General features: G+C 62.2%; 17 protein-coding genes. 11 read left to right on the forward strand and 6 right to left on the reverse strand.

The window, feature by feature from the left end:
• Positions 1-102 precede the first annotated feature (102 nt).
• The 10 genes from IAE33_RS09380 (at position 103) to IAE33_RS09425 (ending at position 7,116) form a co-directional block, all read left to right on the forward strand.
• Complete coding sequence (locus tag IAE33_RS09380) at positions 103-1,077, forward strand: KpsF/GutQ family sugar-phosphate isomerase (RefSeq protein WP_201163284.1); 975 nt, start codon at positions 103-105, stop codon at positions 1,075-1,077.
• Between the two features lie 12 nt (positions 1,078-1,089).
• Entirely contained in the window at positions 1,090-1,614 is a 525-nt protein-coding gene (locus IAE33_RS09385) for a KdsC family phosphatase (protein WP_201163285.1), read from the forward strand.
• An 8-nt stretch (positions 1,615-1,622) separates the two neighbouring features.
• The gene (lptC, locus tag IAE33_RS09390) at positions 1,623-2,195 is read left to right on the forward strand and encodes an LPS export ABC transporter periplasmic protein LptC (RefSeq protein ID WP_201163286.1); all 573 of its coding nucleotides are present in this window, start codon (positions 1,623-1,625) and stop codon (positions 2,193-2,195) included.
• Positions 2,182-2,706, forward strand: a complete 525-nt coding sequence (gene lptA / locus IAE33_RS09395) for a lipopolysaccharide transport periplasmic protein LptA (protein ID WP_028631528.1) — start codon at positions 2,182-2,184, stop codon at positions 2,704-2,706. The genes lptC and lptA overlap by 14 nt, the downstream gene beginning before the upstream one ends.
• Complete coding sequence (gene lptB / locus IAE33_RS09400) at positions 2,707-3,432, forward strand: LPS export ABC transporter ATP-binding protein (protein ID WP_028631529.1); 726 nt, start codon at positions 2,707-2,709, stop codon at positions 3,430-3,432.
• A gap of 176 nt (positions 3,433-3,608) precedes the next feature.
• Complete coding sequence (locus IAE33_RS09405; RefSeq protein ID WP_201163287.1) at positions 3,609-5,102, forward strand: RNA polymerase factor sigma-54; 1,494 nt, start codon at positions 3,609-3,611, stop codon at positions 5,100-5,102.
• A gap of 79 nt (positions 5,103-5,181) precedes the next feature.
• Positions 5,182-5,490 carry a ribosome hibernation-promoting factor, HPF/YfiA family gene (gene hpf, locus IAE33_RS09410; RefSeq protein WP_003255135.1) on the forward strand — a complete coding sequence of 103 codons (309 nt, stop codon included), beginning with the start codon at positions 5,182-5,184 and terminating at the stop codon, positions 5,488-5,490.
• Positions 5,491-5,502: 12 nt separating this feature from the next.
• Entirely contained in the window at positions 5,503-5,967 is a 465-nt protein-coding gene (gene ptsN / locus IAE33_RS09415) for a PTS IIA-like nitrogen regulatory protein PtsN (protein WP_028631531.1), read from the forward strand.
• 2 nt (positions 5,968-5,969) lie between these two features.
• The gene (gene rapZ / locus IAE33_RS09420) at positions 5,970-6,824 is read left to right on the forward strand and encodes an RNase adapter RapZ (protein ID WP_028631532.1); all 855 of its coding nucleotides are present in this window, start codon (positions 5,970-5,972) and stop codon (positions 6,822-6,824) included.
• 19 nt (positions 6,825-6,843) lie between these two features.
• Complete coding sequence (locus tag IAE33_RS09425; protein WP_028631533.1) at positions 6,844-7,116, forward strand: HPr family phosphocarrier protein; 273 nt, start codon at positions 6,844-6,846, stop codon at positions 7,114-7,116.
• A gap of 52 nt (positions 7,117-7,168) precedes the next feature.
• Here the strand turns inward: IAE33_RS09425 and IAE33_RS09430 are convergent, their stop codons facing one another.
• The 6 genes from IAE33_RS09430 to pmbA form a co-directional block, all read right to left on the reverse strand.
• Positions 7,169-8,062 carry a ZIP family metal transporter gene (locus tag IAE33_RS09430; RefSeq protein WP_201163288.1) on the reverse strand — a complete coding sequence of 298 codons (894 nt, stop codon included), beginning with the start codon at positions 8,060-8,062 and terminating at the stop codon, positions 7,169-7,171.
• Positions 8,063-8,073: 11 nt separating this feature from the next.
• On the reverse strand, positions 8,074-8,685 hold the full coding sequence (locus IAE33_RS09435) for a superoxide dismutase (RefSeq protein WP_201163289.1): 612 nt from the start codon (positions 8,683-8,685) through the stop codon (positions 8,074-8,076).
• Position 8,686: 1 nt separating this feature from the next.
• A complete protein-coding gene (locus IAE33_RS09440; protein WP_201163290.1) occupies positions 8,687-9,142 on the reverse strand; it encodes a hypothetical protein in 456 nt (151 codons plus the stop codon).
• Between the two features lie 26 nt (positions 9,143-9,168).
• On the reverse strand, positions 9,169-10,545 hold the full coding sequence (locus IAE33_RS09445) for a class II fumarate hydratase (protein ID WP_201163291.1): 1,377 nt from the start codon (positions 10,543-10,545) through the stop codon (positions 9,169-9,171).
• Entirely contained in the window at positions 10,538-10,939 is a 402-nt protein-coding gene (locus IAE33_RS09450; protein WP_028631538.1) for a hypothetical protein, read from the reverse strand. Before IAE33_RS09450 ends, IAE33_RS09445 begins: the two co-directional genes overlap by 8 nt.
• A 149-nt stretch (positions 10,940-11,088) precedes the next feature.
• The gene (pmbA, locus tag IAE33_RS09455; RefSeq protein ID WP_028631539.1) at positions 11,089-12,435 is read right to left on the reverse strand and encodes a metalloprotease PmbA; all 1,347 of its coding nucleotides are present in this window, start codon (positions 12,433-12,435) and stop codon (positions 11,089-11,091) included.
• A 157-nt stretch (positions 12,436-12,592) separates the two neighbouring features.
• Between pmbA and yjgA the strand changes: the two genes are divergently transcribed.
• Positions 12,593-13,114, forward strand: coding sequence for a ribosome biogenesis factor YjgA (gene yjgA, locus IAE33_RS09460; protein ID WP_028631540.1), 522 nt, complete (start codon positions 12,593-12,595; stop codon positions 13,112-13,114).
• The last annotated feature ends 98 nt before the right edge of the window (positions 13,115-13,212 follow it).

Here is a 13,212-nt window from a genome sequence, read left to right on the forward strand (position 1 = left end):
ACGACAGCCTGGGGGTACATTGCCTACGACAATCGAAAGCGTGAGGGTTTCATTCAATACCGCTATAATCGCCGCCTTTTCATCAGGCACTGCTTTTTCGACATGAGCCAATCCAGCGAGCTGATCCAATCCGCCCAACGCACCCTGCGCCTGGAACTCGAGGCTGTAGAGGACCTGCTGGCGCGCATCGACGCTACCTTCGTCAAGGCCTGCGAGCTGATCCTGGCCAGCAAGGGCCGCGTGGTCGTGGTGGGGATGGGCAAGTCCGGGCACATCGGCAACAAGATCGCCGCCACCCTGGCCAGCACTGGCACACCGGCTTTCTTCGTGCACCCGGCCGAAGCCAGCCATGGCGACATGGGCATGATTACGCGCGATGACGTTATCCTGGCCCTGTCGAACTCGGGCAGCACTGCCGAAATCATCACCCTGCTGCCGCTTATCAAGCGCCTGGGCATCAAGCTGGTCAGCCTGACCGGCAACCCGGCTTCACCGCTGGCCCAGGCTGCCGACGTCAACCTCGACGCCGGCGTCGAACACGAAGCCTGCCCGCTGAACCTGGCGCCGACATCGTCCACCACAGCATCGCTGGTGCTGGGCGACGCCCTGGCCATCGCCCTGCTCGAAGCCCGCGGCTTCACCGCCGAAGACTTCGCCTTCTCTCACCCGGGCGGTGCCCTGGGCCGGCGCTTGCTGCTCAAGGTCGAGAACGTGATGCACGCTGGCGACGAACTGCCGCAGGTCGCCCGCGGCACCCTGCTCAAGGAAGCACTCCTTGAAATGTCCCGCAAAGGTTTGGGCATGACCGTCATCGTCGAGACCGATGGCACGCTGGCCGGGGTGTTCACAGACGGTGACCTGCGCCGCAGCCTGGACCGCAACATCGACGTGCATACCACCCTGATCGAAGACGTCATGACCGTGCACGGCAAAACCGCCCGTGCCGAGATGCTGGCGGCCGAGGCCCTTAAAATCATGGAAGACAACAAGGTGGGCGCCTTGGTGGTCGTAGACAGCCAGGACCGCCCAACCGGCGCCCTGAACATGCACGATCTGCTGCGTGCCGGCGTACTGTAAAGGAGCGATGCAATGCACCAGGACCTCATGCAACGGGGCAAAGGCGTCAAGCTGGCCGTGTTCGACGTGGACGGCGTACTCACCGACGGGCGCCTGTATTTCCTCGAAGACGGGAGCGAGTTCAAGACCTTCAATACACTGGATGGCCAGGGCATAAAAATGCTCATGGCGTCCGGTGTGACCACCGCCATCATCAGCGGGCGCAAGACACCGGTCGTCGAGCGGCGGGCGAAGAACCTCGGCATCCCGCATCTGTTTCAAGGGCGCGAAGACAAACTGGTCGTACTTGACGGCCTGCTCGCCGAGCTGGGCCTGAGCTATGATCAAGTGGCCTACCTGGGCGATGACCTGCCCGACTTGCCGGTTATCCGCCGGGTGGCACTGGGCATGGCGGTCGCCAGCGCGGCACCGTTCGTGCGCCAGCACGCCCATGGCGTCACGCAGTCACGGGGTGGCGAGGGTGCCGCCCGTGAATTCTGCGAACTCATCATGCAGGCCCAGGGCACCCTGGACGCTGCCAACGCCAACTATCTGTAAGGTTGCCCATGTTCAGCAAGAAAGCCAGAAACATCGTGCTGCTCGGGGCCATCGCCGCCCTGCTGATAGCCGTCGGCTACTGGAACGTCAGCCCCGAGAGCTTCCTGGAGCAGCCCGCGGCGCAGGTGGACGAAAGCGCCATCGATTACTACGCCATCAATGCCCACAGCGTGCAGTTCTTGCCAGACGGCAAGCTGCAGTACGAAATGACCGCCGACAAGGTCGAACACCTGAAGGCCAGCGAAGTCACACTGCTGACCACCCCGGACCTGCACATGTATCGCGGTACGGAATACCCGTGGCATGTGCAGAGCGTGCGCGCGGAGGTCAACCCTGACGGCAGCGAGGTCGAACTGATCGACAACGTGCGGATCGCCCGCACGGACGAAAAGAAGCGTGAAACCATCATTACCAGCTCGCGCATGACCGTGTTCCCGCAGAAGGAATATGCGCAGACCGAGCAAGCCGTTAGAATCGACGGCGCCGGTGGCACGACTACGGGCAAAGGTATGAAAGCGTATTTGAAAGAAGGCAGGATGGACCTGCTCTCTAACGTAAGAGGACAGTATGAGGCTCGTTAAAACCCTCCCCCTTTTGCTCAGCCTGAGCGCAGCACTGGGAAGCGCGAGCGCCCTCGCCCTGCCGAACGACCGTGATCAGCCCATTCGCATCCAGGCCGACAACGCTCACCTGGACGACAAGAAAGGCGTGGCCACCTATACCGGCGACGTCATCATCACCCAGGGTTCGATGATGATCAAAGGCAATACCGTGACCATCACCCGTACCGCTTCCGGCGATATCGACGTGGTGACCTCGGTGGGCAACCTGGCCTACTTCGAGCAGCAGCAGAGCGCCGCCAAAGCCGACAAGATGAAAGGCTGGGGCGTGACCATCCAGTATCAGTCGCAGAAGGACCTGGTAGTGCTCACCGACCGCGCCAAGGTCGAAAACGAAGGCAACACCACCGAAGGCGAGAAGATCGTCTACAACACCCAGACCCAGGTTGCCACCGCAGGTCGTGGCGGCAATGTGACCACACCGCGTCAGCGCATCGACATGGTGATCCAGCCCAAGAAGAAGGCCGAGTAAATGGCAACCCTCAAAGCCCAGCACCTGGCCAAGAGCTACAAGGGCCGGCAGGTGGTACGTGACGTCAGCCTGTCCATCGACAGCGGCCAGATCGTGGGCCTGCTCGGCCCCAACGGCGCCGGCAAGACCACCTGCTTCTACATGATTGTCGGGCTGGTCCAGGCCGAACAGGGCCGTGTGCTGATCGACAACCTCGATGTCAGCCACCAGCCCATGCACGGGCGCGCCCGGGCGGGTATCGGCTACCTGCCACAGGAGGCGTCGATCTTCCGCAAGCTGTCCGTGGCTGACAACATCAAGGCCATCCTGGAAACCCGCAAGGACCTCGACCGCGAAGGCCGTCGCCAGGAGCTGGAAAGCCTGTTGCAGGAATTTCACATCAGCCACATCCGCGACAACCTGGGCATGAGCCTGTCCGGTGGTGAGCGTCGCCGCGTCGAAATTGCCCGCGCACTGGCCACCGCGCCCAAGTTCATCCTGCTGGACGAACCCTTCGCCGGCGTCGACCCGATTTCGGTAGGCGACATCAAGCAGATCATTCACCACCTCAAGGCCAAGGGTATCGGCGTGCTGATCACCGATCACAACGTGCGTGAAACCCTGGATATCTGCGAAACCGCCTATATCGTCAACGATGGCCGCCTGATCGCCGAAGGGGATGCAGAAACGATCCTGGCCAACGACCTGGTCAAAGAGGTGTACCTGGGCCACGAGTTCCGCCTCTGATCCCGGGACGGGCCTGGGGCACGGCAAAAAAGCCTATCTATTGCGGGTCAAGTTGTTACAGTGCTCTAGGCAAACGCTACATTTTAAGGCATAAAACTTGCTTGATTTGGCGCCCCGGCGCCCTCGTGTAGTGGATGGCGCATGCGCGCCGGCGAACAAGGTACCAAGCCCCTGCCATGAAACCATCGCTCGTCCTAAAAATGGGCCAGCAACTGACGATGACACCGCAGTTGCAACAGGCCATCCGCCTGCTCCAGCTTTCCACCCTGGACCTGCAGCAGGAAATCCAGGAAGCCCTGGAGTCGAACCCGATGCTCGAACGCCAGGAAGACGGCGACGACTTCGACAACAACGACCCGATGGCCGACAACGCCGAAAACAAGCCGGCCGCCGAAACGCAGGACAACAGCTTCCAGGAAACCACCGTCAGCACCGAAAACATGGAAGACGGTGAGTGGAGCGAGCGCATCCCCAACGAGCTTCCCGTGGATACCGCGTGGGAAGACATCTACCAGACCAGCGCCAGCAGCCTGCCCAGCAACGATGATGACGAATGGGATTTCACCACCCGCACGTCCGCGGGCGAGAGCCTGCAAAGCCACCTGCTGTGGCAGTTGAACCTGGCGCCCATGTCCGACACCGACCGCCTCATCGCGGTCACCTTGATCGACAGCATCAACGGCCAGGGCTACCTGGAAGACACCCTCGAGGAAATCTGTGCAGGTTTCGACCCCGAACTGGACATCGAACTGGATGAAGTCGAAGCGGTGCTGCACCGTATCCAGCAGTTCGAGCCCGCAGGGGTAGGCGCCCGCACGCTGGGCGAATGCCTGCTGCTGCAACTGCGCCAGTTGCCTGGCAGCACCCCGTGGATGGCCGAGGCCATGCGCCTGGTGAGCGACTTCATCGACCTGCTGGGTAGCCGCGACTACAGCCAGCTGATGCGCCGCATGAAGCTCAAGGAAGACGAACTGCGCCAGGTGATCGAGTTGGTGCAGAGCCTCAACCCCCGCCCCGGCTCGCAGATCGAGTCCAGCGAGCCCGAGTACGTGGTGCCCGACGTGATCGTGCGCAAGGACAGCGAGCGCTGGCTGGTGGAACTGAACCAGGAAGCCATCCCGCGCCTTCGCGTCAACGCGCAGTACGCAGGCTTTGTACGCCGTGCCGACACCAGCGCCGATAACACCTTCATGCGCAACCAGTTGCAGGAGGCGCGCTGGTTTATCAAAAGCCTGCAGAGCCGCAACGAAACCCTGATGAAAGTGGCCACCCAGATCGTCGAACACCAGCGCGGCTTCCTCGACCACGGTGACGAGGCCATGAAACCCCTGGTACTGCATGACATTGCCGAAGCGGTAGGCATGCACGAGTCGACCATTTCCCGGGTTACCACGCAAAAGTACATGCACACCCCGCGTGGTATCTACGAACTGAAATACTTTTTCTCCAGCCATGTGAGCACTGCCGAAGGCGGCGAATGCTCGTCCACGGCGATCCGCGCGATCATCAAGAAACTGGTTGCCGCGGAAAATCAGAAAAAGCCATTGAGCGACAGCAAGATCGCTGGTTTACTGGAGGCACAAGGCATCCAGGTAGCCCGTCGTACCGTCGCCAAGTACCGCGAGTCCCTCGGTATTGCACCGTCGAGCGAGCGTAAGCGGCTGATGTAACCCTGAGATGCGCCATAGCGTTTGTGTGGCAGGTGCAACACCTGCCTCTTTATGCACGGGCAACAAAAGGAGAAGCTGTATGCAAGTCAATATCAGTGGACAGCATGTAGAAGTCACCCAGCCACTGCGCGATTATGTGCTTGAAAAGCTCGCCCGCGTGGAGAGTCACTTCGACAAGATCACCAACGTGCAGGTCATCATGAAGGTCGAGAAGCTGCAGCAGAAGGTCGAGGCGACCTTGCAGATTCCCGGCGGTGAAGTGGTAGCGAACGCCGAACACGAAGACATGTATGCAGCGATCGACGCCTTGGCCGACAAGCTCGACCGTCAACTGAAAAAACACAAGGAAAAACAGCAAAGCCTGCTGCAAGGTGCGGCTGCCCGCTGATCCCCCTCATCCATGATCCGACTTGAAACCATCCTGACCCCCGGCCGTTCCCTCGCGAACGCGCCGGGCGGCAGCAAGAAACGCGCCCTTGAAAAGGTCGCCGAGCTGATTGCCAAAGAAGTGCCAGAACTGGACGGGCAAACTGTATTCGAAAAACTGATCGCTCGGGAAAAACTCGGCTCCACCGGTTTCGGTAATGGCATTGCCATTCCCCATTGCCGGCTCGAAGGCTGCACAACCCCGGTCAGTGCCTTGCTGCACCTCGAAGCCCCTATCGATTACGACGCCATCGACGGCGCCCCCGTGGACCTGCTGTTCGTGTTGCTGGTACCCGCGGCCGCCACCGATGCTCACCTGGAGCTGCTGCGCCAGATTGCCAGCATGCTCGACCGCAAAGAGGTTCGCGAGCGCCTGCGTGCGGCCCCCAGCAGTGAGGCCCTGTTCCAGGTTGTCCTGGACGTACAGAACGAGCACTGAACATGCGCCTGATCATCGTCAGCGGCCGGTCTGGCTCCGGCAAGAGCACCGCCCTCGATGTCTTGGAAGACAACGGTTTCTACTGCATCGACAACCTGCCCGCCAGGTTGTTGCCGCAACTGGCAGAAACCGCCCTGTTGAACACCGAACTGCCGCAACCCAAGGTGGCCGTTTCGATTGACGCGCGCAACCTGCCCAGCCACCTGTCACGCTTCCCAGAACTGCTCGAGGAGGCCCGGGCCCGGCACATCAAGTGCGATGTGTTGTACCTGGACGCCGACGAGGACACGCTGCTCAAGCGTTTTTCCGAAACCCGTCGCCGCCACCCGCTGACCAACGCCGACCGCTCACTGGCAGAAGCCATACGTGTGGAGCGCGAATTGCTGGGCCCCATCGCCGACCTGGCCGACCTCAAGATCGATACCACTCGCCTGAACCTGTACCAACTGCGGGATTCGATCAAGCTGCGCCTGCTGGACACCCCCGAACCGGGTACGGCGTTTCTGGTCGAGTCGTTCGGCTTCAAGCGTGGCATGCCGGTTGATGCCGACCTGGTATTCGATGTGCGCTGCCTGCCCAACCCGTACTGGAAACCTGAGCTGCGGGAGCACTCCGGGCTGGAGCAGCCGGTGATCGATTACCTTGCTGCGCAACCCGACGTGCAGGAGATGTTCAACGACATCTCCAGTTACCTGCTCAAGTGGCTACCCCGCTTCGCCGCCAGCAACCGGGCCTACGTTACCATTGCCATCGGCTGCACCGGTGGCCACCACCGTTCGGTATACATCACCGAACGTCTTGGCCAGTTGCTGCAGCAAACCCTGAAAAACGTTCAGGTCCGTCACCGCGACCTCTAGCCCAAGGATCCGCCACGCCATGCCCGCCCGTGAAATCACCATCATCAACAAGCTGGGGCTGCATGCCCGGGCGGCAGCCAAGTTCGTCGGTGTTGCTGGCCGCTTCCCCTGCCAGGTCAAGGTTGGCCGGGCGCCGGACAAGCTGGTAGACGGCAAGAGCATCATGGCCGTGATGATGCTGGCGGCCGGCAAGGGCACCCAGGTGCACCTGCACACCGAAGGCGAGCAGGACCAGCAAGCCATGGACGCCCTGGTAGCGCTGATCGAGAACTTCTTCGACGAAGGCGAGTAAACCGGCGGGGCCGCCGCAGCCTTGTCGCCGATCCTTCGGCGACAAGGCGTGGTCAGGACATCGCAGTGTCCATCACCATCATCAGGCAGAAGCCCGTACACAGCCCCAGGCTGGCCAGGCGATGATGACCATTGCTGCGTGACTCCGGGATGATCTCCTGCGTGACCACCAACAGCATCGCACCTGCAGCGCACGCGAGCCCCAGCGGCAAGAGCAGTTCCGCCACGTTCACCAGCCACGCGCAGATCACCGCGGCCACCGGCTCCACCAGCCCGGATGCAGCACCGATGAGAAACGCCTTGAAGCGTGGCATCCCTGCCCCAGCCAGCACCAACGCGATAACCAGGCCTTCGGGCACGTCCTGCAGGGCAATGCCCATGGCCAGGCTGTCGGCATCGGCCATGCCACCCCCAGCTGATACGCCAATGGCCATGCCCTCGGGAATGTTGTGGGCAATGATCGCGAATACGAACAACCAGATGCGCGCTGCAATCACGGGCTGCCCCTGGGACGCCACGAGCGCCTGGGGCGAAGCACTGGAGATTCTGAGGTCAATCAGAAACAGGCACAGTGCACCGCCCAGCAGGCCGGCACTGATCAAGCCGCCGGCGCCCCACGCGCTGAACCCGATGGCTTGCGCGGCCTCGAGCCCTGGCACGATCAGCGAAAAGGCCGTGGCGGCGAGCATGACCCCGGCGCCAAAACCCAGCAGGGTATCGGCCAGTGCCACCGGCATGTTGCGGATGACCAACACCGGTACAGCACCCAGCGCCGTGCCCAGCGCACACAGTGCACCACCCTGCAGGGCACGCAACATGCGCGGCTCGAGGTCTAGCCAGGCCAGGCCGCGAGCCACCAGCAATGCAGTGCCAGCCAGCATCAACAGGGTGCCAAGCGCCAACCTGAACAACCGCACACTGTTGACCGACAGTACCTGGGAGGGCATACCGATGCGACTCACTGAATGGCGGCGTGGTAACGGCGCTCCACTTGCGCCCAGTCGATGACGTTGTAGAACGCCCCGATGTATTCAGGGCGGCGGTTCTGGTACTTCAGATAGTACGCGTGCTCCCAGACGTCCAGCCCGAGGATGGGTGTGTTGCCGTGCATCAACGGGCTGTCCTGGTTGCCGCTGCTTTCGACTACCAGTGTTTTCTGCGGGGTCACGCTGAGCCACGCCCAGCCACTGCCGAAGCGCGTCAAGGCGGCCTTGGTAAAGGCGTCCTTGAACGCCTCGAACCCGCCCAGCTGTGCAGTGATCGCCTGGGCCAGCTCGCCTTCAGGTTCACCGCCGCCCTGTGGCGACATCACGGTCCAGAACAGGCTGTGGTTGGCGTGGCCGCCGCCATGGTTGGTCACCGCGCCGCGCAGGTTTTCGGGCAAGCTCGCTACCGCTGCCACCAGTTTCTCCACCGGCCACTCTGCCCACTGCGTTCCCTCGACGGCGGCGTTAAGGCCGTTGACGTAGGTCTGGTGGTGCTTGGTGTGGTGAATTTCCATGGTCTGCGTGTCGATGTGCGGTTCCAGCGCGGCGTAGGCGTAGGGCAGTGCAGGCAAGGTATGCGGCATGTCAGTGGATTCCGTAGGTCTGGTTATTGGGCGTTGCATCCGGCACCCGTGTGCTGGCCGGAGTGCTGTGGCGATTGAGCAAACGTTCGGTGCGGGGGTATTGCCCATACTCGGCAATGAAACTGAGCAATTCGCTGTAGGTGCGCGAACTGTGACGCAGCGCGGCGTCGCGCAGTGCCTGGGGCAGGCGCAGGTCCTGGCAGGCCTGCAGCAGCCGCTGGTGGGCGGCGCACAGGTAATCAGCACTCTCCTGCGGCTGGTTAAGCCGCAGGTGCAGGTCGGCCAGGTTGTGGTGCGCAACGACCAAGGCGGCTACTGCCTCGTCGGCGTCATGCCAGCGCTCGAACAGCACCTGGGCCAGGGCCAGGGCCTGCAGGTAATGTTCACGGGCATCGACCAGCTGTCCTTGCTCGAACAGCCGGTTGGCGGCTTGCGTGGTGCGTTTCCAGTGCTGCATGACGGGCCTCCAGGCGGTGACGCGAGTCAGATGCCGCCAGCGGTGAGTTTTTCCGGGTCGAGCAACGCCTGCAGCTGATCGCGGGACAGGTCTGTGTGCTCCAGCGCGACGTCGATGATGGGGCGCCCCTGCTTGTAGGCGGTTTTGGCAATTTCGGCAGCCTTGAGGTAACCAATGATCGGGTTGAGCGCGGTCACCAGAATCGGGTTGCGCGCCAGCGCTTCCTTGAGCTTGGCCTCGTTGACCTTGAAGGTGGCAATAGCCTTGTCCGCGAGCAACCTGCTCACATTGGCCATCAGCTCGATACTCTCCAGCAGGTTGCGTGCGATGACGGGCAGCATCACGTTCAACTCGAAGTTGCCGGACTGCCCGGCCACGGCGATGGTGGCGTCATTGCCGATGACTTGCGCCGCCACCATGGCCGTGGCCTCGGGAATGACCGGGTTGACCTTGCCAGGCATGATCGAAGAGCCGGGCTGCAACCCCTGCAGTTCGATTTCGCCCAACCCGGCCAGGGGCCCGGAGTTCATCCAGCGCAGGTCGTTGGCGATCTTCATCAATGCCACGGCAGTGGTCTTGAGCTGACCGGACAAAGCCACCGCTGTGTCCTGGGAGCCGATGAGGGCAAACAGGTTCTGCCCAGGGGTGAACGCCACGCCGGTCAGCGTGCTGAGCTGCTCGGCAAAGCTGGCGGCGAAGCGCGGGTGGGCGTTGATCCCGGTACCCACCGCCGTACCGCCCTGGGCCAGGGCCTGCAGGCTCGGCAAGGTGGCCTCGATATGCGCCTTGGCAGCATCGACCTGCGCGGCCCAGCCATCGAGTACCTGGCTCATGCGCACGGGCATGGCGTCCATCAGGTGGGTGCGGCCAGTCTTCACGAACTGATGCACCTGCTGGGACTTGTGCTCGATCACCTGCACCAGGTGGCTCAAGGCCGGCAACAGCTGCTCATGCAAGGCTAACGCCGCGCTGACGTGGATGGTAGTGGGGATGATGTCATTGCTGCTCTGGCCGCAGTTGACGTGATCGTTGGGGTTGACCGCCTCGCCCAGCACGCGAGTGGCCAAGGTGGCAATCACCTCATTGGCATTCATGTTGGAACTGGTGCCGGAGCCGGTCTGGAACACATCGACCGGAAAATGCCCGATGAAGTCTTCGGCCAGCAACTGCTCTACCGCCTTGACGATGGCTTGCCCCTGGGCGGCAGGCAGCTGCTCCAGCTCGATGTTGGCCTTGGCGGCAGCGGCCTTGGCCAGCAGCAGGGCACGAATGAACTGCACCGGCATACGTTGCCCGCTGACCGGAAAGTTGTCGACCGCGCGCTGGGTCTGGGCACCGTACAGGGCCTGGGCAGGCACCTGCAGTTCGCCCATGCTGTCGCGCTCGATTCGGGTATCACTCATCATCAAGTCCTTGCATCAGTTCTTCAGGAGAAATCGACGGCAACAGGCGGCAATTAGCCAGTTGCAGGGCATAGGGTTGCCAGCGCTGGTTCTGCTCCTGGCGGTCGAGGTTGCGCAGGTCCAGCAACGGGCGCCATGCCTGGTCCAGGCACAGGCATCGCCAGTGCCAGGGCAGCATGCGGTCACAGGCGGTATCGAGCAGCAGGCGGAAGGAAGTCAGCGCCACCGTCCATGGCGAGGTCTCGGTGCAACACACCAGGTAGCGGCCCTCGGCAAGGTAGTGCTCGATCAGGCGCGGCTCATCGGCTTCAAGCGCGCAACGGATGCGGCGGCTCAACCAGCGCCAGTTTTCCAGGTAGGGGAGTTCGCGTAGGACGGTATTCATGAACATCATCGCCGGGTGACTGGATAATGATATTCATTATTAATTGATAAATAGAATCAATTCAAGCGGGGTGTGGGGTTAAAAAAACCGGCGCTGGGCCGGTTCGGTGATGTGTAGCACAAAGGGCCGCACAGCGGCCCCAACAAAACGAGGGGCCGTTAACTGCCCGCTACCGTCATCCGCTCGATCAACACCGAGCCTGTATGAATATTGCTGCGCGTTTCAAGATCGCTGCCGATGGCGACAATTTGCTGGAACATGTCCTTCATGTTGCCGGCAATGGTCACTTCTTGCACAGCGTGCTGAATTTCGCCATTTTCAACCCAGAAGCCCGCAGCGCCGCGGGAGTAATCGCCGGTTACCATGTTCAGGCCATGCCCCATCAGCTCGGTTACTAGCAAGCCACGCCCCATGCGCCGGATCAGGGCCGCCTGGTCTTCTTCACCATGGGTAACGAACAGGTTGTGCACGCCACCCGAGTTGGCGGTGCTCGGCAGCCCCAGCTTGCGGCCGGAATAGGTGCCCAGCAGGTAGGACACCAGCTCGCCTTTGTCGACAAATGGCTTGGCATACGTGGCCAGGCCGTCGCCATCGAATGCGGCACTGCCCAATGCCCGGGGAATGTGCGGCCGCTCATCCAGGGTCAGCCAGGACGGGAACAGGCGCTGGCCCAGCGCCCCTTCGAGGAATGACGACTTGCGGTACAGGTTGCCGCCTGAAACTGCTGCCAGGAAGCTGCCGAACAGCCCGCCCGCCAACTCTGCCGAGAACAGCACCGGCACCTCGCAGGTGGGCACCGGGCGCGCGCCCAGGCGGCTGGCCGCACGCTGGGCAGCGCGCACGCCAATGCTGCGCGGGTCTGCCAGCAGGTTGCCTTGACGGTTGACGTCGTACCAGTAGTCACGCTGCATCTGGCCATCGCCTTCAGCGATCATCACGCAGCTCAGGCTATGCCGGGTGGAGGCATAGCTGCCGACGAAGCCATGGCTGTTGCCGTACACACGGCAGCCCTGGTGAGTATTGAGGGTGGTGCCGTCGGCATTGAGGATACGGGGGTCGGCATCGAACGCGGCTGCCTCACAGGCAAGGGCCATCTCGATGGCCCGCTCGGGTTCCAGATTCCAGTCGTGATAGAGGTCCAGGTCTGGGATGTCGCGCGCCATCAATGCGGCATCTGCCAGGCCCGAACACGCGTCTTCGGAGGTGTGTTTGGCAATGGCCAGGGCCGCCGCAACGGTTTCCCTGATCGCGTCGGGGCCGCTGGCCGATGTGCTGGCCGACCCCTTGCGCTGGCCCACATACAAGGTGATGCCAAAGCCCTGATCGCGGTTGAACTCGACGGTTTCAACTTCCCGCTGGCGTACTGTGGTGGACAGGCCCTGTTCCAGCGACACAGCCACTTCGCAAGCGCTGGCGCCCTGGCGGCGTGCCTCGGCGATTATCGCCTCAACCTGCTCCTGCAATGCTGGCAGGTCTTTCGGACCTACGCTCTGGACTGCACTCATGGTGATCTCCACTCAAATTCTGCATTCACCGGGGGGTCAATCTACGACCGGGCCGGACAAGCGGCCCCCGGGTGGTTATCATGGCGGCAATTTTCAGGCCTTGTACGAAAAGTGCCTACGTGGCGACTTTTCATAAATACCCAAGCGGACTGCCCCCATGGTTGATTCAAACGACGACGCCTTCGACGGCGAAAAAAGCAAAACCCAGATCAAGCGTGAACTGCACGCGCTGGTCGAACTTGGCGAACGCCTCACAACCCTCAAAGCCGACACGCTGGCCCGCCTGCCGCTCACCGACGAGCTGCGCAAGGCCCTGGCCGAGGCCAGCAAACACACCGCTCACGGCGCCCGCAAACGGCATATGTCGTTCGTCGGCAAATTGATGCGGGTACAGGACCTGGATGCCATCCAGGCGCTGCTCGAACAGATGGACAGCTCCACGCGCCAGTACAACGAACGCTTCCACGGCCTTGAGCGCTGGCGCGACCGGTTGATCGATGGCAATGACGAAGACCTTGAGCGCTTCGTCAACGAATACCCTGATACCGACCGCCAGCAGCTGCGATCGCTGGTGCGCCATGCCCAGCACGAGAAGGCACGTAACAAACCACCGGCTGCATCGCGCAAGGTATTCAAGTACATCCGCGACCTCGACGAGCTGCAGCGCGGCTTGCGCTGACCCTCCAGGCGGCCGCTGCACCAGCCTTGGTGCCAGCGGCCGCCCCCGGCCCGCCGCCGGCGGGCGTAATCACCCGCCGGGACCACCCCCGGTGATTG

The sequence above is a fragment of the Pseudomonas sp. S60 genome (genome assembly GCF_016647865.1).
GTDB classification, from domain to species: domain Bacteria; phylum Pseudomonadota; class Gammaproteobacteria; order Pseudomonadales; family Pseudomonadaceae; genus Aquipseudomonas; species Aquipseudomonas parafulva.